Here is a 23609-nt window from a genome sequence, read left to right as displayed (position 1 = left end):
CCTCCGTTTCAGAACATTAAATGTTCTGCGCGTACAATCATCGACATACCCGAACTAAGCTGTACGCGAACGCCATCTTTGGTGATTTCCAGCACGGTGGCGTCCATCGCATTGTTCCCCGCTTTCACCTTCAGGTTTTGCCCCACACTCAGTACAGACAAATCTGAAACTGGCGTATGGCGCTCTTCCTGCTGCGGTGCGCGTTGGGTTTTCGCGACAGGTTTGTCAGCACGAGGCTTACGCTCGCCGCTTTCCTTACGACGCGGAGCCGGACGCGGTTTGCGCTCACGACGAGGCGCCTCTTCCTGACCGGCAGCAGCAGCTGCTTCTCGTTTTTTGGCTTGCTGTTCAGCGCGTTGCGCCTGAACGCGAGCTTTTGCTTCTTCAAGCTGCTTACGCGCATGTTCGACATGCTGCTCATCAAGGACACCGCACGGGTTGCCGTCGAGATCAACACGAGCCGCGCCCGCCTTGATGCCGTACAGGTAACGCCAGCTTGAAGTATAAAGACGTAAAGCGGAACGAAGTTGGGTTTTGCTGAGACTCATCTCACCCTCAACACGCTCGACCAGATCCTGAAAAATTCCAATTTTCAGGGGGCGTGCTTCGCCTTCAGCACTGAAACAGTGAGGAAAACGTTCGGCCAAAAAAGCGATAACTTCTTTACTGCTATTCAACTTAGGTTGATTTTCCATGAAATTTCCTGATTACAACGGACGTTGCCAACAAGCGCAGGCATGAACAGGCGTCATTATAATGACGCTATCCGTAAATGCTACGTTATCCGTTGATTATCCTGCCACGGGCGCAAAGTATTTTTTAAAATCCGTCCCCGCAAGGACATTTTCCAGATGCGACACCAGCTCGCGAAGCCCTTGTTCATCCTCTGCAGTAAAGCGAGAGAACTCAACGCTATCAATATCCAGTACGCCAATTATCTGATTATTCACCGACAGTGGTAATACGATTTCCGCATTACTGGCGGCATCACAAGCGATATGGCCGTCGAACTGATGCACATCTTCTACACGCTGTACCTTGTTTTGCGCCACTGCCGTGCCGCAAACACCCCGCCCGACGGGAATACGCACGCAGGCGATTTTGCCCTGAAACGGTCCCAGTACCAGCGTGTCGCCTTCCAGCAAGTAAAACCCCGCCCAGTTCACCCCGTTAAGACGCTCAAATAACAGCGCACTGGTGTTTGAAAGCGTAGCTAAAAAACTGGTTTCACCTGCCATTAACGCCTGAAAGTCACGGTTCAGATCCGCGTAAAATTCTGTTTTGTTCATTATCCAACCACTTTGGTGTCTTACTTTGAAAACTGCTTAGCCTATTAAAATAAGCATTAAATGCGTTGATGCTCAAGATGTTCACGACATGAGTTAAGATAGATTCATTCAAACCTTTTCTGACGCATGCAATGGCCCTGAAGATTCGACAACTCGCCACCACGCAAAAAATCGCCATTCGCCGGGTCGGCGAAGCATTGCCCCGCGCACATTATCAGCGCTGCCCACAATGCGATACGCTTTTTGCGTTACCGGTTATGAAATCGCACCAAAGTGCATTTTGCCCCTGTTGCGACGCCAAAATCCGCGATGGGCGCGATTGGTCATTAACCCGCCTGGGCGCCATGGCGGTAACAATGCTACTACTGATGCCCTTCGCATGGGGCGAACCCTTATTGCATCTCTATTTATTAGGAGTGCGCATTGATGCCAACCTGTTGCAGGGGATCTGGCAAATGACCGCACAGGGATCCCCACTGACCGCAGCAATGGTCCTGTTTTGTACCGTTGGCGCACCGCTGGTGCTGATTAGCGGGATTGCCTATTTATGGCTCGGCAATATCCTTGGCATGAATCTCCGTCCGGTATTATTGATGCTGGAGAAACTCAAAGAATGGGTGATGCTGGATATCTACCTGGTGGGGATTGGCGTTGCCTCGATCAAAGTGCAGGACTACGCATGGCTTCAGCCCGGCATCGGCTTATTTGCGTTTATCGCGCTGGTACTCCTGAGTGTCATGACACTTATCCACCTCAATGTGGAACAGTTATGGGAGCGCTTTTATCCGCAACGCCCGGCAAAGCGCCCAGACCCGCAGTTGCGTATCTGCCTTGGCTGCCATTTTACCGGTTTCCCGGACCCGCGAGGCCGCTGCCCGCGCTGCCATATTCCTTTGCCAATGCGTCGTAAGCAGAGCCTGCAAAAATGCTGGGCATCACTGACGGCGTCATTTATTTTGCTGTTCCCGGCGAACCTGTTGCCGATTTCGGTGATTTATGTCAACGGTGCGCGCCAGGAAGACACCATCATGTCCGGGATCATCTCCCTTGCCCACAGCAATATTGCTGTGGCGGGCGTGGTGTTTATCGCCAGTATCCTGGTACCATTTACCAAAGTCATTGTGCTGTTTACACTGCTTCTCAGCATCCATTTTAAATTTGAACAGGGGTTGCGTTCTCGTATTTTACTCTTGCGCTTTGTGACCTGGATTGGGCGTTGGTCGATGCTCGATCTGTTTGTCATTTCACTGATGATGTCACTGATTAATCGCGACCAGCTACTCGCTTTTACTATGGGACCGGCCGCGTTTTATTTCGGTGCGGCGGTAATTTTGACTATTCTTGCTGTCGAATGGCTGGACAGTCGCTTACTTTGGGATGCTCATGAGTCAGGAAACCCCCGCTTCGCCGACTGAAGCGCGCATTAAATCTAAACGGCGCATTTCGCCGTTCTGGCTGTTACCGGTTATCGCCCTCTTGATCGCAGGCTGGCTGATATGGAGCAGCTACGAAGATCGTGGTAACACCATCACTATCGATTTTATGTCCGCCGATGGCATCGTTGTCGGGCGCACACCGGTTCGTTACCAGGGGGTGGAAGTTGGCACCGTGCAGGATATTCGCCTGAGTGACGATCTGAAAAAAATTGAAGTGCGCGCCAGTATTAAAGCCAACATGAAAGATGCGCTTCGCAGCGAAACCCAGTTCTGGCTGGTCACCCCCAAAGCGTCCCTCGCCGGGGTATCCGGGCTGGATGCACTGGTTGGCGGTAACTACATCGGAATGATGCCGGGTAAAGGTGAGCCGCAGGAGCATTTTACCGCGCTGGACACGCAACCAAAGTATCGCCTGAACAATGGCGACCTGATGATCCATCTGCATGCGCCGGATTTAGGGGCGCTAAACAGTGGCTCATTGGTCTACTTTCGAAAAATCCCCGTCGGTCGGGTCTATGACTATTCGATCAACGCCAATAAACAAGGCGTTACCATCGATGTGCTGATTGAGCGGCGTTTCACCAATCTGGTCAAAAAAGCCAGCCGTTTCTGGAACGTTTCCGGTGTCAAAGCGGATGTGAGTCTGAGCGGCGCGAAAGTGGAACTGGAAAGTCTGGCTGCGCTGGTCAATGGTGCCATCGCCTTCGATTCACCCGACGAATCGGCCACAGCTAACCAGGACGATGAGTATGGCTTATATGAAGACCTGGCTCACAGCCAGCGCGGTGTGCTGGTCAAATTGGATCTGCCCGGCGGCCAGGGTCTGAAAGCCGGTTCCACGCCGTTAATGTACCAGGGTCTGGAAGTGGGTGAGCTGACCAAAATCGACCTTAATCCCGGGGGCACCGTAACCGGGGAGCTGACTGTCGATCCCGGCGTGGTCAATCTCCTACGCGATACAACCCGTATTGAGATGCGCAGCCCGAAACTTTCGCTCAACAACCCCAATGTCAGCGCGTTATTGACCGGCAATACGCTGGAGCTGGTGCCAGGTGAAGGCCAGCCTCGCAATCAGTTCGCAGTACTTCCTGCCGACAAAAATCTTTTGCAGGAGCCCGGCGTCGTTACGTTGACACTGACTGCGCCGGAAAGTTATGGCATCGACGCAGGGCAACCGCTGGTTCTGCATGGTGTGCAGATAGGGCAAGTACTGGAGCGCAATTTGACGCGCGACGGTGTTTCCTTTGCTGTGGCTATCGATCCGCAATATCGCTCGCTGGTGCATGGCGACAGTAAATTTGTGGTTAACAGCCGTATCGATGTCAAAGTTGGACTTGATGGCGTGGAATTTCTTGCTGCCAGCGCCAGTGAATGGGTCAGCGGAGGGATCCGCATTCTGCCTGGGGTAAAAGGCGACATGAAACAGACCTATCCGCTGTTTGCCAACCTCGATAAAGCGCTGGAAAACAGTCTGAGCGATCTGCCCACCACGACACTGACGCTGACTGCGCAAACCCTGCCAGATGTGCAGGCAGGCTCGGTGGTGTTGTATCGTAAATTCGAAGTGGGCCAGGTTATCACGGTGCGCCCGCGTGCTAACGCCTTCGACATCGATTTACATATCAAACCTGAGTATCACGATCTGCTGACCTCGAACAGCGTCTTTTGGGCCGAAGGTGGTGCGAAAGTGCAGCTTAATGGCAGCGGGCTGACGGTACAGGCCTCTCCCCTGTCCCGGGCGATAAAAGGTGCAATCAGTTTTGATAACCTGAGTGGCGCGAGTGGTCGCACCCGTAAAGGCGACAAACGTGAACTGTACGCTTCCGAAACTGCGGCGCGTGCCGTTGGTGGCCAGATCACGTTACACGCGTTTGATGCCGGAAAACTGGCGGAAGGCATGCCGATCCGCTATTTGGGCATTGATATCGGTCAGATTCAGAGTTTGCAACTGATCACCGATAAAAACGAAGTTCAGGCCAGTGCCGTACTCTACCCGGAATATGTGCAGACCTTTGCCCGCTCGGGTTCTCGTTTCTCTGTGATCACCCCGCAAATCTCTGCCGCAGGCGTCGAGCATCTTGATACCCTGTTGCAGCCTTATATCAATGTGGAGCCAGGGCGCGGCGACATGCGCAGGGATTTCGAAATTTCGGAAGCGACCATCACCGACTCGCGCTACCTCGACGGGCTCAATATTGTGGTAGAAGCGCCGGAAGTAGGTTCGATGAACATCGGCACCCCGGTCCTGTTCCGCGGTATCGAGGTGGGTACGGTTACCGGGCTGGCGCTCGGCACACTTTCCGACCGTGTGATGGTGGCGATGCGCATCAGCAAACGCTATCAACACCTGGTACGCAACAATTCAGTCTTCTGGCTGGCGTCCGGCTATACGCTTGATTTTGGCCTGACTGGCGGGGTGGTGAAAACCGGTACCTTTAATCAATTCATTCGCGGCGGTATTGCCTTTGCGACGCCACCGGGTACGCCGCTGGCACCGAAAGCACAGCCGGGTAAACATTTCCTGTTGCTGGAAAGTGAGCCGAAAGAGTGGCGGCAATGGGGCACCGCCCTGCCGCGTTAACGCTATAGGCTCCGGCGTGTCTGCGTCGGAGCCTTTGTGCTACACTGCGCGCCTGTTTTATTGCTTGTGGTGCGCCCTGTGGCTCAAAACGCTGTTTACCTTCCTGAAGCATTCCTGGCGCAAATGCGCCTGGCCATGCCAGCCCATCTCTCTTTCGATGAATTTATCGCGGCCTGCCAGCGCCCTTTGCGGCGGAGTATTCGCGTTAATACGTTGAAGATTACCGTGGCGGATTTTCTCACACTGGTAGCCCCCTACGGCTGGCAACTCACACCCGTACCCTGGTGTGCCGAGGGGTTCTGGATCGAGCGTGACGATGAAGAGACGCTGCCGCTGGGCAGTACCGCTGAGCATTTAAGCGGGTTGTTTTACATTCAGGAAGCAAGCTCGATGCTACCGGTTGCCGCCCTGTTTGCTGATGGCGATATACCGCAACGGGTCATGGATGTAGCCGCCGCACCAGGGTCCAAGACCACACAAATCGCTGCACGTATGAACAACAAGGGAGCCATTCTGGCCAATGAGTTCTCGGCCAGCCGGGTCAAAGTGTTACATGCCAATATTAACCGTAGCGGCATCTCTAATGTTGCGTTGACGCATTTTGATGGCCGGGTTTTTGGACCGGCACTCCCCGAGATGTTCGATGCCATTTTGCTCGATGCTCCTTGCTCAGGCGAAGGCGTGGTACGAAAAGATGCCGATGCGCTGAAAAACTGGTCGGTTGCCAGTAACCTGGAGATTGCCGCCACCCAGCGCGAGCTGATCGATAGCGCCTTCCATGCTTTGCGTCCTGGCGGCACGCTGGTCTATTCGACCTGTACACTGAATCGCGATGAAAATGAAGCCATTTGTCACTGGCTACAGGCCCGCTACCCGGATGCGGTTGAGTTCATGCCATTGGATGCACTTTTCCCGGATGCCGGCCGCGCATTAACCGAAGACGGGTTTTTGCATGTATTCCCGCAGATCTATGATTGTGAAGGTTTTTTCGTGTCCCGCCTGCGCAAAACGGCAACGGTACCTCCCCTGCCTTTGCCAACCTATAAAGTCGGTAATTTCCCCTTTAGCCCGGTTAAACCGCGGGAAGCGGCACAAATTGCCACTGCCGCCGCGGCGGTCGGATTGCGTTGGGGGAATGAGTTGCATCTGTGGCAACGGGATAAAGAGATTTGGCTGTTTCCGGCCCATATTGAGCCATTGATTGGCAAAGTTCGTTTTCAACGTATTGGTCTGCGTCTGGCAGAAACACACAATAAAGGTTTTCGCTGGCAGCATGAGGCCGTTATTGCGCTGACCGGTCATGATAATCCGCTGGCTTTTCCCCTGACGCTGGCCGAAGCAGAAGAGTGGTATCGCGGCCGCGACATCTACCCGGACACTTTGCCGCCGCGCGATGATGTGATTGTGACCTTTCAGGGGCAACCGCTAGGTCTGGCAAAAAAAGTGGGGTCGCGACTGAAGAACAGTTACCCACGCGAACTGGTGCGCGACGGTCGGTTGTTTGCCGGTAACGCATGATCGCGGTAAAAAAATAGCACTTTCTGACTGGCAACTTGCTCTTCGTTGTACCAGGCTGAAATATGGGCGGCTTCACTGGTCGTACCACACAATCAGCTAACAACGGAGAGCATTATGACGAAAACCAGCGTGCGCATTGGCGCATTCGAAATCGACGATGCCGAGTTGCAGGGCGAAGCGCAGGGCCAACGCACATTGCGTATTCCCTGCAGCTCTGACCCGGATCTGTGTATGCAACTTGATGCCTGGGACGCGGAAACCAGCATTCCTGCCACCCTAAACGGCGAACATTCGGTTTTGTATCGCGAGCATTACGATCAGAAGTCTGATACCTGGGTCATGCGTCTTGCCTGATTCGAAAGGAACCCGTCCATAAGACGGGTTATTTACCCGCCTGATTTCCCCTGCCTGGATTCATCCTCTACACTTATCGTTACGTTGTACTGAACCGAGGATGGGATGTTCGCTCTGGTGTTATTTGTCTGTTACCTGGATGGTGGGTGTGACGACATCGTTGTAGATGTATTTAACACCGAACAACAGTGTCTTCGCGCGATGGATACACAGCGATTACGCCATGGAGGCTGCTACCCGGTTGAAGACTTTATTGACGGTTTCTGGCGCCCGGCCAGTGAGTTCAGTGATTTTTGATTATTGCAGTTGCGCCAGTGTCAATTCACCGCCGAACACCGCACCGGTATCAATATAGTGCAGATTGTACGCATCGTAACGAGCTCTGAGAGGTGTGTGACCAAACCAAAAATGATCGGCACCGGCGATTTTGCTACCTTTGCCCGCCAACAGCTTGTTTAGTCTGTCGCGTCGCCAGAGCACAGACTCCTGATCAATCGCTTTCTCCCACTGATATTCCGCAGCCGGATAATCGGCATGCGCAACAACATTCACACCGTTCTGGCAATGTAACTCCAGGATATAGGGCAGCTGTGCACAACGCTGCAACCCTTCCAGCGCGTGCTGCCGTTCCTCCGCCTCCAGTGTGCTGAACCAGTTACCGCCATTGAGCTGCCACATGGCCATATCACCCTCGCGCAGAGCATCTATCGCCATCTGTTCATGATTGCCGCGCACGGTTTTAAACCAGGGTTTTTGCAATAGCTTCAAACATTGAACGCTCTCTGGCCCGCGATCGATCACATCTCCCACGCAAACCAAGAGATCCTGCCAGGGATCAAAATGGCGTACACGGAGCGCCTGCATCAGTTGCCGGTGGCAACCATGCAAATCGCCGACAATCCAAATGTTACGCCACTGTGTGCCGTCAATACGCTGATACATGTTTGCCCCCCTTATTTTTAAGTATAGGAAAATCCTTGACGAAGAAAGATGTATTGTTCAGACGCTATTTATCTAAATCATTATTAAACGAATCGAAAATAAAGACCGGGGCAGCATTAATTTGTATTTACCAGACCTTTAAAATAAGCGCTGAAACAATCAGAGGTCTTCATCGTGTCAAATATCAGCCTGCAAACAGAACTTAAGACAAATTATAAGCCGCGTATTATTTCCGATTTGGTTGCCGGTCGTCTTGTCCCCGGTCCGATTTGGAAAAAGCGTAATTACCGTATTAAGTTTTTATTTCGCTCGCTGCTATTCTGGTCACCGACCACGCGCATGCTGGATGCGTTGTCCCGCCGACCGGGGTTCGACAGCTTACTCAGCGCTCAAATTACGCTTCCCAGTAAATCGCACCGCCAATACCTCACGCTGGGGCTGGGAGCGTCGCAACGTGCGGATGCCATTATTTCCCATTACGTCTGGCTGGATGAGAAAGTCCCACCTGCGCTGGCAGAGACGCTAAGTGCCGCGGAGCCTCGTCAAATCATCGAATTTTTAGGTAAAGATGACGCCCGTTTCTCTCTTTATGCATCCGGTGCCAGCAAAGCAGAGCGTGAAGGTGAAAGCACGCTATGGCTGCACGATGAGAATGATCACCTGCTGGCCAGCGTGACATTCAGCGTGGTGAGCGAAAAGGGCCAACGCGTACTGGTTATCGGCGGTCTGCAAGGACCACGCAAAGAGGTTCAGCACGATGTCATTAAAGTCGCCACGCGCGCTTGTCACGGTGTGTTCCCGAAAAAAATGCTGCTGGAAGTGTTGAGTCAGTTTGCTGCTGTGACAGGCATAACTGCGATCTACGGTGTCAGCGATAATGGCCATGTGTTCCGCGCTCTGCGTTACCGCCTGAGCAAAGGCCGCCATTTTCACGCCAGTTACGATGAATTTTGGGCATCCATTGAAGGTGTAAAAGACAATAAATGGCGCTGGCGTTTGCCGACACAATTTGCACGTAAGTCATTAGAATCTATTGCCAGTAAAAAACGTGCCGAGTACCGCCGTCGTTTTGAATTGCTGGATGATGTTATTGTAAAAGTTAATCAATTGTTTTGCGCGTAAATATTAGCAGGCGGAGTAATACGCTTTGCCTGCGTTTATTTTGTTATCAATGCCCCTATTTTAAACACCTCTTTTCTTAAACCATAGATAAACATTGTTAATATAATGGTATAATTCACCAGCGTCGCGTTACGCGCTATCTGATACCGCCTACATATTTACTCTCCGTCTTTTCCACCCAGTGCATCATAAAATTCACGTCAGCGATTTTCAGTGACAAGGGCTACCGCTACCCGCCATCAGTCCAGATAACATGAGGATAAACAAACGAGTGGCATGCCTTCCGCTATGTCTGCGTCATCCGTGTTCCTCCGGACTCGTAGTACGATTTTTATTATATATCATATATTTTTAAGATTACGCTTAAGTAAAATTTATAGGATAATGATAAATTAGCGCGACTTCTTGAGGAGATAATATGAAAAAAATGATTTTTGCAGTGATTACCCTTTGCGCGGCGCTTTCTCTTTCCGGTTGTATCGGCCCCTTCTGGGGACCAGGTCCCGGTGGCGGTCACGGCGGAGGGCACGGTGGAGCGCCCATGCAAGGACCTGGCGGTGGTGGCCCGGGCGGCTGGTAAGTCCCTGGCAGGCATCAAAAATGCGATCATTAAACATCCGGCTCAGGCCGGATGTTTATCCTTTTTAGGCAGAGTATGAGCGCTTGATTCATTCCCGAAGAGCAAGTGTGAGAGAAGCTGAACATTTCGGAAAATCGTACCTTTTTTGCTCACGTTTCCTATGATTTTGCCCTCTACCGCATACGGTCCTTCGTTGCCCCTCCCCGCAGTACACGCATCTATCACGTGCAAAAGCCATCCTCCCGTTGGGCATTTCTGTTGGGATCATGAAGAAGAGCGATGAGTTAACCTGAGCCATAACAAATCCTCACCCTTGCGGGTTCGCCAGAGCAACACAACCGCGGGGGGTATAACCACTTGAATTAGCGCTGCAGGGCTGGTATTACTGAAGTGCAAAAAAAGACCGAATACGATTCCTGTATTCGGTCCAGGGAAATGGCTCTTGGGAGAGAGCCGTGCGCTAAAAGTTGGCATTAATGCAGGCTAAGTCGCCTTGCACTTTAAGAATAGATGACGACGTCAGGTTTTCCAGTCCGCGACAAAAGTGGTCAGAAAAATTAGGTTATCGTCACGCTCAGAAATGTTAAAACCGCAAGACTTGTTGAGAAAGTCTTGCGGTTTTTGTTTTTTGATTCAAGCCATTAAGACAGTTTATTAACAAAGTGTCTCAGCTTTGGCAATAAACGGCGCCAGACTCATCTTTTCACCGGGTCGGTTGGGGTCATCGATCTGGATGACACTGATGGGTTGGCCGCTACTTTTACCGCTATCGACCTGTTGTTGAGCCACATCATTCAACGGGTATTGCACCAGCGTACTTGGATTAATCACATACAGCGCCTTGCCCGGGCGGCAGGTTAGCATCACTTCTTCCCGGTTGAAGGCCCATTTTTCTTTGCCGATTTCGAAACGACTCACAGTGATCACCTGCGGTGCCGCCAGCGCAGTACCAGAACAGGTCAACATTAACAGTGCCAATAATTTCTTCTTCATTCTTTCCGCCAGGTTCAGTCAAAAAGGTTCCCAGGTCGCAAACAAGCTCACAGCTGCCAGCACCAGCGCTCCCAGCCCCACTTCAGCCCATGTCAGGCTAATAAAACGCTGCCGTGCAGTATCGTTTTTAAGGCTCAGGCGGGGCACCAGAACATACCGATTCACGAGCGCAATTGCCACCATCACCACCACAAGCGCACATTTCAGCAATAACAAACGTCCCCAGGCGCTATGCCAGGGAAGGTTCAACCCCTGAATGAACAAGGTATTGATAATGCCAGTCATCAACACCCCGGCAACAGCAAGATGCCCATAGCGCGAGAAACGCATCATCGCCGCGATTGCGGCCTCCCGCCAGCGCCCGTGCGCCAGTTGCATGCAAAATAGCACCGGAAGCAGTCCTCCCAGCCACGTTGCCGCGCAAATGAGGTGGATAAAGTGATTACCGCGTTGCAGTACGCCAGTCAGCCCGTCGTGCATCGCGGCATGCCCCGTTCCAGCCGACAACATAAACTGGATAGTCACCAGCAGTAAAAGCCGCTGCTGATTCCCGGGCTGTAACAGCGCAACGATCAGCGTCAGGCAGGCCAGTAACATTTGCAACGACCAGACCGACCCGAACTGTGTGCCCGTTAACATGAGCCAAATCTCTGGTCGCCAGACATCCTGCCAGCCTTCGCCCATCATCCCGCCTTGTACCATAAACATCAGCACAGCAGACGCGATATTCAGCCACAGGCACCTCTGCTGGAGTGGCATAAAACGGTGTGCGAGCAGGCGTCGCAGGGCATGCGGCGCAAGCCAGCTGCTAAACAGGGCTGAACCAAAGATCACTATCAGGACAGCGAAATGGACAAACCGCAGCCAGACATAGCTTTCTGCCAGCATGGATCACTTCACAGAAAAGACGTAACGACCACTGGTTTTATGGCCATCCACAGAAACCACATGCCAGCTAACAGTATACTTGCCCGGCGTCAGCGGTTGTTCCAGGGGGACAATCATCTGCGTTTTATCATTCTCATTGCGTTTCACCGCGCCGGTCCTGATAATTTGCTGCCGTTCACCCGTCACATCAATACCGCTGAACCTTGGTTCGATCCCTTACGAGAAATTGAGCGTCAAGGCTTGCGGTGCTGCAGTGACTTCAGCATTGGCGGCTGGATACTGGCCTTTCAGATGTGCATGCGCGAGTGCGGCAGGCGTGACAAACAGGCTGGCGATGAGCACGATCCAACGACCACGAGGGAGCGGAGAGATGCGCATTGTCTTCATTCCTTTTTGTTATACATTTAGGGCAGAGAATAACTCTGTATAATTATCGCGTCGAGTATCATTATCGGTATGCTTGTCTTTATGCCACAGGCTTAGTACCTTTTGCCGCGTCTAACCAGGAGAAAATCATGACAACTAATCTTGCAAAACTCCCGCAGGACGAAATGGACAAGGTCAACGTCGATCTTGCTGCAGCAGGTGTTGCATTTAAAGAGCGTTATAATATGCCGGTCATCGCCGAGGCGGTTGAACGCGAACAGCCCGCGCACCTGCGTGACTGGTTTCGTCAGCGTCTCATTGCGCACCGACTGGCTTCCGTCTCGCTTTCTCGCTTGCCTTACGAGCCTAAAGCGAAGTAATGGAGACAGGAATGTTACGTGTTATTGATACCGAAACCTGCGATCTTCAGGGTGGGGTTGTCGAAATAGCCTCCGTGGATGTGGTTGATGGCCAGATCGTTAACCCGATGAGCCATCTGGTACGCCCGGACCGACCAATCAGCCCGCAGGCAATGGCGATACACCGTATTACCGAATCGATGGTAGCCCATCAGCCATGGATTGAAGAGATTGTGCCGCACTATTACGGTAGCGCCTGGTATGTTGCGCACAATGCCAGCTTTGACCGACGCGTGTTACCCGAAATGCCAGGTGAATGGATCTGCACCATGAAACTGGCGCGCCGCCTGTGGCCAGGCATTAAGTACAGCAACATGGCGCTGTATAAATCCCGTAAGTTGAGTGTGCAAACGCCCCCCGGACTGCATCATCACCGGGCACTGTACGACTGCTATATTACTGCCGCGTTGCTTATCGATATCATGCAGGTTTCAGGCTGGTCAGCGGATGAGATGGCGACCATCACTGGCCGCCCTGCGCTACTCACGACCTTTACGTTTGGCAAATACCGCGGTAAACCGGTTTCCGAGATCGCCGATCGCGATCCGGGCTATCTGCGTTGGTTATTCAACAACCTTGAGCGCATGAGCCCGGAACTACGTCTGACGCTAAGGCACTATTTAGGCGATGATTAGTGTGCCCCCTGTCCGGGCAGCGATCCCTGGGCAAGGGCAATTAAAAAAGCATATTCCAGAGCAACGCCTTCATACGATTTAAAACGTCCTGATTTGCCGCCATGCCCGGAATCCATATCTGTACACAGCAACAGCAGATTATTGTCGGTTTTATACTCTCGCAGTTTAGCCACCCACTTCGCCGGCTCCCAGTACTGAACCTGTGAATCATGTAGCCCGGTGGTCACCAGCATATGCGGGTAATCGTGCGCGCCAATGTTGTCGTAAGGGCTGTAACCTTTCATATAGTGGTAGTACGTTTCATTCTGCGGATTGCCCCACTCTTCAAACTCACCGGTAGTCAGCGGGATCGACTCATCGAGCATTGTGGTGACGACATCAACAAATGGTACCTGCGCTATCACGCCATGGAACAAGGAGGGGCGCTCATTGACGATCGCGCCCATCAATAACCCACCTGCGCTCCCTCCCATGGCATAGCAGAACAGCGGTGAGCCGTAGCCCTGCGCCAACAGCATATCGGTCACGTCGATAAAATCATTAAAGGTGTTTTTCTTGTTAAGAAACTTACCGTCTTCATACCATGCCTGCCCGAGTTCTCCGCCGCCACGCACATGCGCAATGGCGCAGACAAAGCCCCGATCCAACAGACTCAGGCGGCTGCTACTGAAATCGGCATCCATGCTCGCCCCGTACGAACCGTAACCATACACCAGTAACGGGTTCTGCCCCGGGCGGAAATGGTGTTTGTTGTAGACCAACGAGACGGGGACTTCTACCCCATCTCTGGCACGGATCCACAAGTGTTCGCTCTGATACTGGCTGGCGTCAAATCCCTCGACATCAATTTGCTTGAGCACCCGCCGTTCGCCGGTGTCCATATCCAGTTCAAAGAGCGTATCCGGCGTGGTCATTGATGAGTAGCCATAACGTAAGCGGGATGTTTCCGGCTCCGGGTTATAGGCAAGCCAGGTGACATATGCGGGATCGTCAAAGGCTATGCCAACCACTTCTCGCGTTTTACGGTTGATTTGCCGCAGGCTGGTCAACCCGCGTTGGCGCTCCTCTACTACCAGCCAGTCGGTGAACAGGGTAAAGCCCTCCAGCATGACCTGTTCACGCGCCGGAATCAGCACCTCCCAGCGACGTTCATCACGCACTTTTGTACGATAGAGACCAAAATTTTTACCGTCTCGATTTGAGCGTAAATAAAACGTGTGCTGGAAATGATCGAGGCTGTATTCATGATCTTTACGGCGTGGCAGGAAACGCAGAGGTTGCGCATCTGGCAATTCGGCATCCAGCAGTAAGACCTCGCTGGTGGTGGCACTGGCCAGATGGATAGTGATGTAATGTTGAGACGTTGTTTTGCTCAGCCCGACGTAGAAAGTGTCATCCTGCTCTTCATACACCAGTTCATCCTGCTGCGGGGGCGTGCCTATGCTGTGCCGCCATACCTGATACGGCAGCAGCGTCGTATCATGTTTACGCACATAGTAGAGCGTTTCAGAATCATTCACCCAGACAAACTCCGGCGAGACATTTTCGAGTACTTCCGGATACCAGTTTCCCGTCTCCAGGTCACGAAAACGCAGGCCGTACTGTCGGCGGGAGAGATAATCCTCCGCGACGGCCATAAGGGCGTTATCTGGCGACACGGACAGACCACCGAGGGTGTAAAATTCACTGTGTGAGGCACGCTGATTGGCATCCAGCAGCACCTGCCACTCCTCCCATTCCGCGGCCAGAACAGACTGGCGCTGGTAAATGGCGTACTCATTGCCGGGTTCATACACATGCCGATAGCGGTAGCCATTTTTAATGTAGGGGGCAGATATTTCACGCTGCGGGATCCGCGAAATGATCTCCTCCAATACCCGGTCCTGCAGGGCTTTCTGCGACGCCATTATCTCGCGTCCGTAGTCGTTTTCGTCGGCAAGATAGTTAAGAACGTCTGGCTGAGAGCGCGTGTCGTCCCGCAGCCAGTAATAGTCATCGATTCGCGTGTCGCCATGCACGGTCATGGCATGAGGGATTTTTTTGGCTTTTGGCGGCATAGCATTGTTCTTTATTTGTTTTACACTCCTATAAGGGTGGCAAAACCCACGCGCGATGCAAGCGAAACGTGATGCTCACGACTGTATGATGGTGTCTTTTTGCTGCTTGAGATCCTGTTCGATGCCATCGCGTACGTCCTGAGGAATTTTCAGCGCATCGCCCAGCGCGTTGAGATAGCTGCGTTCCATAAAGTGGTCGACATCAATGACAGCACAACTAAGAAAATAGACTTCCAGTGCCTCTTCTTCATTTTGTACACCCTGCGCCAGGCGATGCGGATCGAGAGGCTGCTCAATGGCCTGCGTCACCAGTGCTCGCCCCTGCATTTCGATACCCGCCTCCCGCAATTGGTGTTCGATAGCGGCGCGCTCTTTGTCATCGATATGACCATCACTTTTAGCCGCAAACACCAGCGCCAGAATCAGACGTTCTGCGCGCACGTCCAGCGGCGAACTCTGATGGCCAAATTGCGGCTCGTTCTGATGAGCATCGCGTATCCGCGATTTATATTTATTCCACAATACGCTTCCCGCCACCGCGCCGCCGCCAATTAACAGTGCGCTGGTGCCGTATTTGGCAAGCAGCTTACGCGATGATTTACTGGACACCAGCAACCCCGCCAGACCACCTAACGCGCCGGGAACCAGCAGCTTACTGAGCCCTTGCTCGCCAGCTGAAGAAGATGTTGCGTTCGCAGAGTCACTGCTCTGGCCGAGCAGTGACTGTAATTGATTTAGCCAATTCATAGTGATACCCCTCACGAAGCGATGAATGAACGCTCAGAGTACGCGAGGGGGATGTCAGGAAGTGTCTAAGTCTGCAAAAGATAAGAAAAGTGTTAATGGGACTGAGGCTGATAGTCCGCCTTACCGGCTTTGCAGTCTATTGCAACCTTGTAGTGAATATCCGCGCTTTTACCGCGCACGGTTAACGGCACGGTCCATTTATCATCCTTGCCGACAATATCCTTTGCACTGATCCAGGCTATCGGATCGGCCTGGCCCAGTTTCTTTTGATCGTCCACCCAGCGCACAATACGATTCTGTAAATAATCACGCTTAACGCTGGCCGCGATCCCATCCGCGTTAAGTCCCTCGCAGGAGGGAAACTTGACCGTTTTGTCGTTTGCAGCCTGCGCCGTCATGCTGCCTGCCAGCAATAGTAAGCTGGATAAAACCCCTGCTATTTTCATGCTTATCTCCTGGTTCTTACCCATTCATAGCATGGTACAAATTGCTGGCAGTGCAAGATCAGGCGACTTCTGCGCGTTTACCCGCGCTTTTAATATCTACCGCGTCGTTCTGTTCACTCTCTTCAACGGCCGGAGATACCGTCGATTCCTCGTCTGCACCCGGTAATTTGCCGGATTTCAGAATACCGCTGAGCGCGTCTTTATGTTCAGCAAGCCAAAGAGCCATCTGGTCGCGGGTTTCGTCTTCCAGCGTGACAGGCCCGGTGGTCAGCCATTCCCCGAGGACTTCAGCCAGGTCGAGCATCTTGTCGTAAGCATCCGCTTCCTTTTTGCTGGCAAAAGACATTTTTTCCTCACCTTCTCTAATGACTACGTATTTAACTTCTACCGCCATGATGCAGCCTCATTTAACTGTGTATTTATACAGTATAGTAGCGCGATGGAAAAACCATCGCAAGTGACAAAAGACAGACGCAAACGTTTTCGTTTATACTGCGCGCAGTTTTTTTCCAACGGTAGGCTGCTATGACTCTTTTAGGAACTGCGCTGCGCCCTGCAGCAACGCGTGTGATGTTACTCGGTTCTGGTGAACTGGGCAAAGAGGTGGCTATAGAATGCCAGCGTCTCGGCATTGAGGTGATTGCGGTAGACCGCTACGCTAACGCGCCAGCCATGCATGTGGCACACCGTTCACATGTGATCAACATGCTCGATGGTGAAGCATTGAAGGTACTGGTGGCGAGTGAAAAACCGCATTTTATTGTGCCCGAAATTGAAGCCATCGCCACCGAAACACTGCTCGAACTGGAAGCTCAGGGCCAGCACGTTGTGCCCTGTGCCCGCGCCACCCAACTGACCATGAACCGCGAAGGCATTCGCCGCCTGGCAGCTGAAGAGCTGCAACTGCCTACGTCAAGTTACCGTTTTGCCGACAGTGAAGCCGCATTCCAACAGGCTGTTGAAGAGATTGGTCTGCCCTGTATCGTAAAACCCGTAATGAGCTCTTCAGGCAAAGGTCAGAGTTTTATTAAAAGCGCGGATCAGTTAGCCAAAGCGTGGGAATATGCGCAACAAGGCGGTCGTGCCGGCGCTGGCCGCGTGATTGTCGAAGGGGTCGTTAACTTTGATTTTGAAATTACGCTGCTAACCATCAGCGCGGCAGATGGTGTGCACTTCTGCGCCCCGATTGGCCACCGCCAGGAAGAAGGCGATTACCGTGAATCCTGGCAGCCGCAGCAGATGTCCGTCACGGCACTGGAACGCGCACATGCGATCGCCCATAAAGTCGTACTGGCACTGGGTGGTTACGGTCTGTTTGGCGTTGAATTGTTTGTTTGCGGGGATGAGGTCGTTTTTAGCGAAGTCTCTCCTCGCCCGCACGATACCGGCATGGTCACGCTGATTTCACAAGACATGTCCGAGTTTGCTCTGCATGTGCGTGCCTTCCTGGGATTGCCGGTTGGCGAGATCCGCCAGTATGGTCCCGCGGCCTCAGCGGTGATCCTCCCGCGGCTTAGCAGTCAGAACGTCACGTTTTGCAATGTTCAGAACGCGGTCGGCGCGGGGGTACAACTGCGTCTGTTCGGCAAGCCCGAGATCGAAGGCTCCCGCCGCATGGGCGTCGCGCTGGCCGTTGCCGACACCACCGAAAGTGCCGTTGAACGCGCCATTGCCGCGGCGGCGGCAGTACAGGTTCAGGGATAAAAAAAAGCCCGGTCGCATTATGCTGGCCGGGCTACTTTCCAGGCGGGGTCTTCACCCGCCTCGCTATTACTGTTTCGCGCCTTCGACAGCTTCGCGCGCCAGTGTTGTGATGCGATCGTAATCACCCGCTTCCAGCGCATCTGCCGGTACCAGCCAGGAGCCGCCGATGCACAGCACGCTTTTCAGCGCCAGGTAATCACGGTAATTGGCCGGTGAGATCCCGCCTGTCGGGCAGAAACGAACATGAGCGAACGGGCCTGCAATCGCCTGCAACGCCTTAGTGCCGCCGTTAGCTTCCGCCGGGAAGAATTTGAATTCTTTCAGACCGTAGTCCATGCCCAACATCAATTCTGAAACGGTGCTGATACCCGGGATCAGAGGGATGGTGCCTTCGGTTGCCGCTTTCAGCAACGGCTCAGTCAGACCGGGGCTGATGGCGAATTGCGCGCCGGCAGCGGTAACCTCGGCCAGTTGTTGCGGGTTCAGGACAGTACCGGCGCCGATGATCGCCTCCGGAACTTCTTTTGCGATAGCGCGAATAGCATCAATGGCACAGGCCGTACGCAGAGTGACTTCCAGAACGCGAACCCCTCCCGCAACCAGTGCTTTTGCCATCGGCACCGCGTGTTCCAGTTTGTTCACTACGATCACCGGCACGACCGGGCCCGTTTTCAGGATTGTTTCTGCACTCGTTTTCCAGTTTTTCATCAGGTTTTTCTCTCGCCAGAACTAAAATCTTGTCGTCTTAAAAAGTGATACAGGTTGCGCCCTGTTCCGCCCCGGAAAGTTTCTCCCGGAGTGCGCCGAACATTTCGCGCCCCGTGCCCACGCGCATCGCGCTCAGGTCAGGAATATGTGGCTGGCGCGCAGCAAGCTCGTTGTCATCCACCAGCAGCGTTAATTCACCTGTCTGCCCGTTGACCCGGATGACGTCGCCGTCACGCACTTTCGCCAGCAATCCACCGTCATAGGCTTCGGGTGTTACATGGATCGCCGACGGCACTTTACCCGATGCACCTGAGAGCCGTCCATCGGTAACTAAAGCAATTTTGAAACGGCGGTCCAATAATACACCAAGTGGCGGCATGAGTTTATGTAATTCTGGCATTCCATTCGCTTTTGGCCCCTGATGACGGACAACAACCACACAGTCGCGATCCAGAAGCCCCGCTTCGAAGGCGGGTAATACGTCATGCTGACTTTCAAACACCACGGCCGGTGCTTCAATAACCTGATTCTCAACCGGCACCGCCGACGTTTTCATCACCGCACGCCCAAGATTACCGCTCAGTACTTTAGTGCCACCATGTTTCGAAAACGGTTTATCCACCGTGGCGATGATGTCAGCATCCAGTGAGGCGTCAGCGCCCGGGCGCCAGTCCAGCTCGCCATTGTTTAACCAGGGTTCATTGGTATAACGCGTCAGACCGAAGCCCGCGACAGTGTTCACCTCTTCATGCAGCAGCCCACCTTTAAGCAACTCGCGCATGAGCACGGGCACGCCACCCGCTGCCTGGAAGTGGTTAATGTCTGCCGGGCCGTTCGGGTAGAGACGCGCCAGCAGGGGTACCACGTCGGAGAGTTCGGAGAAGTCATCCCAGTTAATGATGATGCCGGCGGCACGCGCCATTGCCACCAGATGCATAGTGTGGTTGGTCGAACCCCCGGTTGCCAGCAATGAAACAATACCGTTCACCACTACTTTCTCGTCGATCATCTTACCAAGCGGCATCCATTCGTTGCCGTTGCCGGTCAGACGCGTCACCTGGCGAGCCGCCGCTTCCGTTAGTGCCTGGCGCAATGGCGCATCCGGGTGTACGAAAGAGGATCCAGGCAGTTGCAAGCCCATAAACTCAATCACCATCTGATTGGTATTGGCAGTACCGTAGAAGGTACACGTGCCCGGCGCGTGGTAAGACGCAGCTTCAGATTCCAGCAACGCCATCCTGTCGACTTTCCCTTCCGCGTAAAGCTGGCGAATACGTACTTTTTCTTTGTTCTCCAGGCCGCTGGCCATCGGGCCTGACGGAATAAACAACGCCGGTAAATGACCAAATGACAGCGCGGCCATCACCAGCCCGGGGACGATTTTGTCACATACGCCCAGGTAAAGTGCCCCATCGAACATATTATGCGACAGCCCTACCGCCGCCGACATGGCGATAACTTCACGGCTGAGCAGAGATAACTCCATACCGTCCTGGCCCTGAGTGACACCATCGCACATGGCTGGCACCCCACCCGCAACCTGACCGACCGCGTTGACCGAGTGCAAGGCTTTACGAATGATGTTCGGGTAGGTTTCGTAAGGCTGATGCGCAGAGAGCATGTCGTTGTAGGAGGTGATAATGGCGATATTGTTACGCAGCATACTTTTTAACGATGCTTTATCGTCAGGCTGGCATGCGGCGAAACCGTGAGCCAGGTTTCCACAGGCCAGCGTCGAGCGGCGTACCGTGTCGCTTTTCGCCTGCTCAATACGCGCAAGATAGGCTGAGCGGGTTTCACGCGAACGTTCAATAATACGATTTGTTACGCGTAACATTGTTGGGTTCATAGAGGCTCCTGAAATTTATCTGTCCGGGGTGGCAACATGGGAGGCATAAATGCTCGTTATCATTAAGCCAGAAACACCAGTACGCTGCGCCCCAAAGGCAAAATCGCTTCAGCCAGTGTAATAAAAAAAGCCCCGCTGGTGAATCCAGTCGGGGCCTGAAAGATGAAAAATTGTCCTGATTTCTGTGTTAGATCATGTTACCGGTAAAATAACCTCATTATCAGGTTCCCTCGGTCACTCAAACTCATTCCACGAACGGCCATCGCGAGTGATCATGGCCACAGATGCGACCGGGCCCCAGGTGCCTGCCTGGTAAGGTTTCGGGGAATCATTATCCGCCGCCCATGCTTCAGTGATCGAGTCCACCCACTTCCACGCTTCTTCCACCTCATCACGGCGAACGAACAGCGCCTGGATCCCGCGCATGGTTTCCAAAAGCAGACGTTCATACGCATCGGCAAGATGCGTCTGGTTAAAGGTTTCTGAATAGCTCAGATCGAGTTTTGTGATCTGCAGATTATGTTTATGATCGAGGCCCGGTACTTTGTTAAGCACCTGAATATCCACACCTTCATCTGGCTGCAAACGAATGGTGAGTTTATTTTGTGGCAAATCCTGCCACGACTCTTTGAACAGGTTCAGTTCCGGCGTTTTGAAGTAGACCACGACTTCTGAACATTTCGCGGGCAGACGTTTGCCGGTGCGCAGGTAGAACGGGACACCTGCCCAGCGCCAGTTATCAATGTCCACGCGAATAGCGACGAACGTTTCGGTATTACTGGATTTGTTGGCACCCTCTTCTTCCAGATAACCGGGCACTTTTTTACCCTGTGCAAAGCCGGCGGTGTACTGACCACGCACGGTTTTTTCACGCACATTTGTGCGGTCGATACGACGCAGCGATTTCAGCACTTTCACCTTTTCATCGCGGATGCTGTCAGCGCTTAAGTCCGACGGTGGCGACATTGCAATCATGCAAAGGATTTGCAGCAGGTGGTTCTGGATCATATCGCGCATCTGACCCGCCTGATCGAAGTAACCCCAACGGCCTTCGATCCCGACTTCTTCCGCTACGGTGATCTCAACGTGATCAATGGTGCGGTTATCCCAGTTGTTAACAAACAAGGAGTTAGCAAAACGCAGCGCCAGCAAGTTGAGCACCGTCTCTTTACCCAAATAATGGTCGATACGGTAAACCTGGCACTCTTCAAAATATTCACCGACCTGGTCGTTAATTTCACGGGAAGTGGCTAACGAAGTTCCCAGCGGCTTTTCCATCACGACACGCGCCGGTTTCGCATTCAGTTTCGCTTCGCCCAACCCTTTGCAGATTGCGCCAAAGGTGCTGGGCGGCATCGCAAAATAATTGATGGTAGTACGGTTTTTTTGATCGAGCATCGCGCCTAAGCGTTTAAAAGCGGAGGTGTCATTCACATCCAGATTGCAGAAATCCAGACGGCTGCTCAGCTTATCCCACAGGCTTTCGTCGATCTTTTCCTTCATAAAGGTTTCGAGCGCTTCGCGGATCACGTTGGTATAAGCTTCTTTATCCCAGTCGGCGCGTCCAACACCCAGGATACGCGTTTCGGGGTGGATCTGACCCGCTTTTTCCAGTTGATACAGGGACGGCAGCAATTTCCGGCGCGCAAGGTCGCCTTTCGCGCCGAAAATGACCAGGTCACACGCCTGGGCTGTTTGTATTACCGCCATATCATTCTCCTCAGTTGGCGATCCTGGAACTCTGGCCAGGTCTTCAATGTAATTTTATTACGGTACAATGTACTGCTTTTACGTCACTACCGAAACTGTTACGCCTTGTCAGGAAGTGCGTTATTTTATTGTGACGAAAACCAGGGGTTTTCGCCCGGAAAACGCTGTACGTCTGCCCAGGAGACCCACGCTAAAATCCGACGTTGATCATGTAATGAAAAAAAACAACAACATTTCTCGTCACGCTTTACCTTTCTAAGACGCCCGGGGGTAATATCAGGATAAACGCATCACGATTTCATTCTTGTGGAATCGTTTTACCATGAGCGCTTTATCACCCATGAATATGCTGGAAAAAATCCAGTCACGACTGGAAAACCTTAGCAAATCCGAACGAAAAGTGGCGGAAGTCATTCTCGCCGCGCCGCAACAGGCCATTCACTCCAGTATTGCCACGCTTGCGCAAGAAGCGGAGGTCAGCGAGCCGACGGTGAACCGTTTCTGCCGCAGTCTTGATACGCGCGGATTTCCTGATTTTAAACTGCATCTCGCACAAAGTCTTGCCAACGGCACACCTTATGTTAACCGCAACGTCGACGAAGACGACAGCGTAGAAGCCTACACGGGTAAAATCTTCGAATCGGCGATGGCGAGTCTCGATCATGTACGCCAGTCGCTGGATATGGCAGCGGTTAACCGCGCCGTGGATTTACTGACGCAGGCGAAAAAAATCGCCTTCTTTGGCCTCGGCTCGTCTGCGGCGGTGGCCCACGATGCGATGAATAAATTTTTTCGCTTTAACGTTCCCGTGGTCTACTCCGATGACATTGTGTTGCAACGCATGAGCTGTATGAATTGTAGCGACGATGACGTAGTTGTGTTGATTTCACACACTGGCCGCACCAAGAATTTAGTCGAACTTGCGCAACTGGCACGTGAAAACGACGCCATGGTCATTGCGCTAACCTCCGCGGGGACACCACTGGCGCGAGAAGCAACACTTGCGATCACGCTGGATGTCCCGGAAGATACAGACATTTACATGCCCATGGTGTCACGACTTGCGCAACTGACTGTCATCGACGTGTTAGCTACAGGGTTTACGTTGCGTCGGGGTGCAAAATTCAGGGATAACTTGAAGCGAGTCAAAGAAGCACTGAAAGAATCGCGCTTTGATAAGGAACTGCTTATCAAAAGTGATAACCACTAATAGTTAATAACAAAAGCGGTACCTTTACGCTGTTCGGTCTGCAACGTTGTTCTTC

23 protein-coding genes and 1 pseudogene are annotated in these 23609 nt (G+C 52.8%); 11 read left to right on the top strand and 13 right to left on the bottom strand.

What is annotated here, in order from left to right:
* Positions 1-8 precede the first annotated feature (8 nt).
* Together proQ and msrC are read right to left on the bottom strand one after the other, a co-directional pair.
* Positions 9-695: an RNA chaperone ProQ gene (gene proQ / locus ACUY4S_RS10135; protein ID WP_312689162.1), complete on the bottom strand. Its 687-nt coding sequence runs from the start codon at positions 693-695 to the stop codon at positions 9-11.
* A 96-nt stretch (positions 696-791) separates the two neighbouring features.
* Positions 792-1289 (bottom strand): free L-methionine (R)-S-oxide reductase MsrC, encoded by a 498-nt coding sequence (gene msrC, locus ACUY4S_RS10130; RefSeq protein ID WP_312689160.1) that lies wholly within the window; start codon positions 1287-1289, stop codon positions 792-794.
* A 131-nt stretch (positions 1290-1420) separates the two neighbouring features.
* On the opposite strand from msrC, the gene yebS reads away from it, so the two are divergent.
* The 5 genes from yebS to ACUY4S_RS10105 all read left to right on the top strand — a co-directional run bounded on the left by yebS (position 1421) and on the right by ACUY4S_RS10105 (position 7475).
* A complete protein-coding gene (gene yebS / locus ACUY4S_RS10125; RefSeq protein WP_312689158.1) occupies positions 1421-2704 on the top strand; it encodes a membrane integrity lipid transport subunit YebS in 1284 nt (427 codons plus the stop codon).
* Positions 2673-5306, top strand: coding sequence for a PqiB family protein (locus ACUY4S_RS10120; protein ID WP_458021990.1), 2634 nt, complete (start codon positions 2673-2675; stop codon positions 5304-5306). Before yebS ends, ACUY4S_RS10120 begins: the two co-directional genes overlap by 32 nt.
* Positions 5307-5384: 78 nt before the next feature.
* A complete protein-coding gene (gene rsmF, locus ACUY4S_RS10115; RefSeq protein WP_458021992.1) occupies positions 5385-6824 on the top strand; it encodes a 16S rRNA (cytosine(1407)-C(5))-methyltransferase RsmF in 1440 nt (479 codons plus the stop codon).
* 114 nt (positions 6825-6938) lie between these two features.
* Entirely contained in the window at positions 6939-7178 is a 240-nt protein-coding gene (locus ACUY4S_RS10110) for a YebV family protein (protein WP_312689152.1), read from the top strand.
* 105 nt (positions 7179-7283) lie between these two features.
* A complete protein-coding gene (locus tag ACUY4S_RS10105) occupies positions 7284-7475 on the top strand; it encodes a YdfD/YebW family protein (protein WP_312689150.1) in 192 nt (63 codons plus the stop codon).
* Here ACUY4S_RS10105 and pphA read toward each other — a convergent pair whose 3' ends face one another.
* Complete coding sequence (gene pphA / locus ACUY4S_RS10100) at positions 7476-8120, bottom strand: protein-serine/threonine phosphatase (RefSeq protein WP_458024262.1); 645 nt, start codon at positions 8118-8120, stop codon at positions 7476-7478. It lies immediately after the preceding gene.
* A 174-nt stretch (positions 8121-8294) separates the two neighbouring features.
* Here pphA and ACUY4S_RS10095 point away from each other — a divergent pair, with 174 nt between their 5' ends.
* Positions 8295-9242 (top strand): VirK/YbjX family protein, encoded by a 948-nt coding sequence (locus tag ACUY4S_RS10095; protein ID WP_458023595.1) that lies wholly within the window; start codon positions 8295-8297, stop codon positions 9240-9242.
* Between the two features lie 418 nt (positions 9243-9660).
* On the top strand, positions 9661-9822 hold the full coding sequence (locus ACUY4S_RS10090) for a hypothetical protein (protein ID WP_312689144.1): 162 nt from the start codon (positions 9661-9663) through the stop codon (positions 9820-9822).
* Between the two features lie 654 nt (positions 9823-10476).
* On the opposite strand, the gene ACUY4S_RS10085 is transcribed toward ACUY4S_RS10090, so the two are convergent.
* From ACUY4S_RS10085 to yobA, 3 genes and pseudogenes are all read right to left on the bottom strand, one after another.
* Positions 10477-10815 (bottom strand): YebY family protein, encoded by a 339-nt coding sequence (locus ACUY4S_RS10085; protein ID WP_312691649.1) that lies wholly within the window; start codon positions 10813-10815, stop codon positions 10477-10479.
* Positions 10816-10833: 18 nt separating this feature from the next.
* Positions 10834-11703 carry a copper homeostasis membrane protein CopD gene (copD, locus tag ACUY4S_RS10080; RefSeq protein WP_458023594.1) on the bottom strand — a complete coding sequence of 290 codons (870 nt, stop codon included), beginning with the start codon at positions 11701-11703 and terminating at the stop codon, positions 10834-10836.
* 3 nt (positions 11704-11706) lie between these two features.
* Positions 11707-12081: pseudogene (gene yobA, locus ACUY4S_RS10075) on the bottom strand (CopC domain-containing protein YobA).
* Positions 12082-12218: 137 nt separating this feature from the next.
* Between yobA and ACUY4S_RS10070 the strand changes: the two are divergent.
* Together ACUY4S_RS10070 and exoX are read left to right on the top strand one after the other, a co-directional pair.
* A complete protein-coding gene (locus ACUY4S_RS10070; RefSeq protein ID WP_312691646.1) occupies positions 12219-12449 on the top strand; it encodes a DNA polymerase III subunit theta in 231 nt (76 codons plus the stop codon).
* Between the two features lie 11 nt (positions 12450-12460).
* Positions 12461-13123 (top strand): exodeoxyribonuclease X, encoded by a 663-nt coding sequence (gene exoX / locus ACUY4S_RS10065; protein WP_312691645.1) that lies wholly within the window; start codon positions 12461-12463, stop codon positions 13121-13123.
* Here the strand turns inward: exoX and ptrB are convergent.
* The 4 genes from ptrB to ACUY4S_RS10045 all read right to left on the bottom strand — a co-directional run bounded on the left by ptrB (position 13120) and on the right by ACUY4S_RS10045 (position 16767).
* On the bottom strand, positions 13120-15180 hold the full coding sequence (gene ptrB / locus ACUY4S_RS10060) for an oligopeptidase B (protein ID WP_458023593.1): 2061 nt from the start codon (positions 15178-15180) through the stop codon (positions 13120-13122). The genes exoX and ptrB overlap by 4 nt on opposite strands.
* Positions 15181-15255: 75 nt before the next feature.
* Entirely contained in the window at positions 15256-15927 is a 672-nt protein-coding gene (locus ACUY4S_RS10055) for a tellurite resistance TerB family protein (RefSeq protein WP_458023592.1), read from the bottom strand.
* Between the two features lie 92 nt (positions 15928-16019).
* A complete protein-coding gene (gene yebF, locus ACUY4S_RS10050) occupies positions 16020-16373 on the bottom strand; it encodes a protein YebF (RefSeq protein WP_458023591.1) in 354 nt (117 codons plus the stop codon).
* A 58-nt stretch (positions 16374-16431) separates the two neighbouring features.
* The gene (locus tag ACUY4S_RS10045) at positions 16432-16767 is read right to left on the bottom strand and encodes a YebG family protein (RefSeq protein ID WP_458023590.1); all 336 of its coding nucleotides are present in this window, start codon (positions 16765-16767) and stop codon (positions 16432-16434) included.
* Between the two features lie 131 nt (positions 16768-16898).
* Here ACUY4S_RS10045 and purT point away from each other — a divergent pair, with 131 nt between their 5' ends.
* Complete coding sequence (purT, locus tag ACUY4S_RS10040; RefSeq protein ID WP_458023589.1) at positions 16899-18077, top strand: formate-dependent phosphoribosylglycinamide formyltransferase; 1179 nt, start codon at positions 16899-16901, stop codon at positions 18075-18077.
* 66 nt (positions 18078-18143) lie between these two features.
* Here the strand turns inward: purT and kdgA are convergent, their stop codons facing one another.
* The 3 genes from kdgA to zwf all read right to left on the bottom strand — a co-directional run bounded on the left by kdgA (position 18144) and on the right by zwf (position 22344).
* Positions 18144-18785, bottom strand: coding sequence for a bifunctional 4-hydroxy-2-oxoglutarate aldolase/2-dehydro-3-deoxy-phosphogluconate aldolase (kdgA, locus tag ACUY4S_RS10035; RefSeq protein WP_312691639.1), 642 nt, complete (start codon positions 18783-18785; stop codon positions 18144-18146).
* A gap of 37 nt (positions 18786-18822) precedes the next feature.
* Positions 18823-20634: a phosphogluconate dehydratase gene (edd, locus tag ACUY4S_RS10030; protein WP_458023588.1), complete on the bottom strand. Its 1812-nt coding sequence runs from the start codon at positions 20632-20634 to the stop codon at positions 18823-18825.
* A gap of 234 nt (positions 20635-20868) precedes the next feature.
* A complete protein-coding gene (zwf, locus tag ACUY4S_RS10025) occupies positions 20869-22344 on the bottom strand; it encodes a glucose-6-phosphate dehydrogenase (protein WP_312691637.1) in 1476 nt (491 codons plus the stop codon).
* A 340-nt stretch (positions 22345-22684) separates the two neighbouring features.
* On the opposite strand from zwf, the gene ACUY4S_RS10020 reads away from it, so the two are divergent.
* A complete protein-coding gene (locus tag ACUY4S_RS10020; RefSeq protein WP_312691655.1) occupies positions 22685-23554 on the top strand; it encodes a MurR/RpiR family transcriptional regulator in 870 nt (289 codons plus the stop codon).
* Positions 23555-23609: the final 55 nt, after the last annotated feature.

The sequence above is a fragment of the Kosakonia beeri genome (assembly GCF_054165705.1).
This window is presented reverse-complemented; position numbering and strand designations above follow the sequence as displayed.

Coding starts and splice junctions, on each gene's coding strand:
- proQ (WP_312689162.1), bottom strand. CDS start 695: ATGGAAAATCAACCTAAGTTGAATAGCAGTAAAGAAGTTATCGCTTTT.
- msrC (WP_312689160.1), bottom strand. CDS start 1,289: ATGAACAAAACAGAATTTTACGCGGATCTGAACCGTGACTTTCAGGCG.
- yebS (WP_312689158.1), top strand. CDS start 1,421: ATGGCCCTGAAGATTCGACAACTCGCCACCACGCAAAAAATCGCCATT.
- ACUY4S_RS10120 (WP_458021990.1), top strand. CDS start 2,673: ATGAGTCAGGAAACCCCCGCTTCGCCGACTGAAGCGCGCATTAAATCT.
- ACUY4S_RS10110 (WP_312689152.1), top strand. CDS start 6,939: ATGACGAAAACCAGCGTGCGCATTGGCGCATTCGAAATCGACGATGCC.
- ACUY4S_RS10105 (WP_312689150.1), top strand. CDS start 7,284: ATGTTCGCTCTGGTGTTATTTGTCTGTTACCTGGATGGTGGGTGTGAC.
- pphA (WP_458024262.1), bottom strand. CDS start 8,120: ATGTATCAGCGTATTGACGGCACACAGTGGCGTAACATTTGGATTGTC.
- ACUY4S_RS10090 (WP_312689144.1), top strand. CDS start 9,661: ATGAAAAAAATGATTTTTGCAGTGATTACCCTTTGCGCGGCGCTTTCT.
- ACUY4S_RS10085 (WP_312691649.1), bottom strand. CDS start 10,815: ATGAAGAAGAAATTATTGGCACTGTTAATGTTGACCTGTTCTGGTACT.
- copD (WP_458023594.1), bottom strand. CDS start 11,703: ATGCTGGCAGAAAGCTATGTCTGGCTGCGGTTTGTCCATTTCGCTGTC.
- ACUY4S_RS10070 (WP_312691646.1), top strand. CDS start 12,219: ATGACAACTAATCTTGCAAAACTCCCGCAGGACGAAATGGACAAGGTC.
- exoX (WP_312691645.1), top strand. CDS start 12,461: ATGTTACGTGTTATTGATACCGAAACCTGCGATCTTCAGGGTGGGGTT.
- ptrB (WP_458023593.1), bottom strand. CDS start 15,180: ATGCCGCCAAAAGCCAAAAAAATCCCTCATGCCATGACCGTGCATGGC.
- ACUY4S_RS10055 (WP_458023592.1), bottom strand. CDS start 15,927: ATGAATTGGCTAAATCAATTACAGTCACTGCTCGGCCAGAGCAGTGAC.
- yebF (WP_458023591.1), bottom strand. CDS start 16,373: ATGAAAATAGCAGGGGTTTTATCCAGCTTACTATTGCTGGCAGGCAGC.
- ACUY4S_RS10045 (WP_458023590.1), bottom strand. CDS start 16,767: ATGGCGGTAGAAGTTAAATACGTAGTCATTAGAGAAGGTGAGGAAAAA.
- purT (WP_458023589.1), top strand. CDS start 16,899: ATGACTCTTTTAGGAACTGCGCTGCGCCCTGCAGCAACGCGTGTGATG.
- kdgA (WP_312691639.1), bottom strand. CDS start 18,785: ATGAAAAACTGGAAAACGAGTGCAGAAACAATCCTGAAAACGGGCCCG.
- edd (WP_458023588.1), bottom strand. CDS start 20,634: ATGAACCCAACAATGTTACGCGTAACAAATCGTATTATTGAACGTTCG.
- zwf (WP_312691637.1), bottom strand. CDS start 22,344: ATGGCGGTAATACAAACAGCCCAGGCGTGTGACCTGGTCATTTTCGGC.
- ACUY4S_RS10020 (WP_312691655.1), top strand. CDS start 22,685: ATGAATATGCTGGAAAAAATCCAGTCACGACTGGAAAACCTTAGCAAA.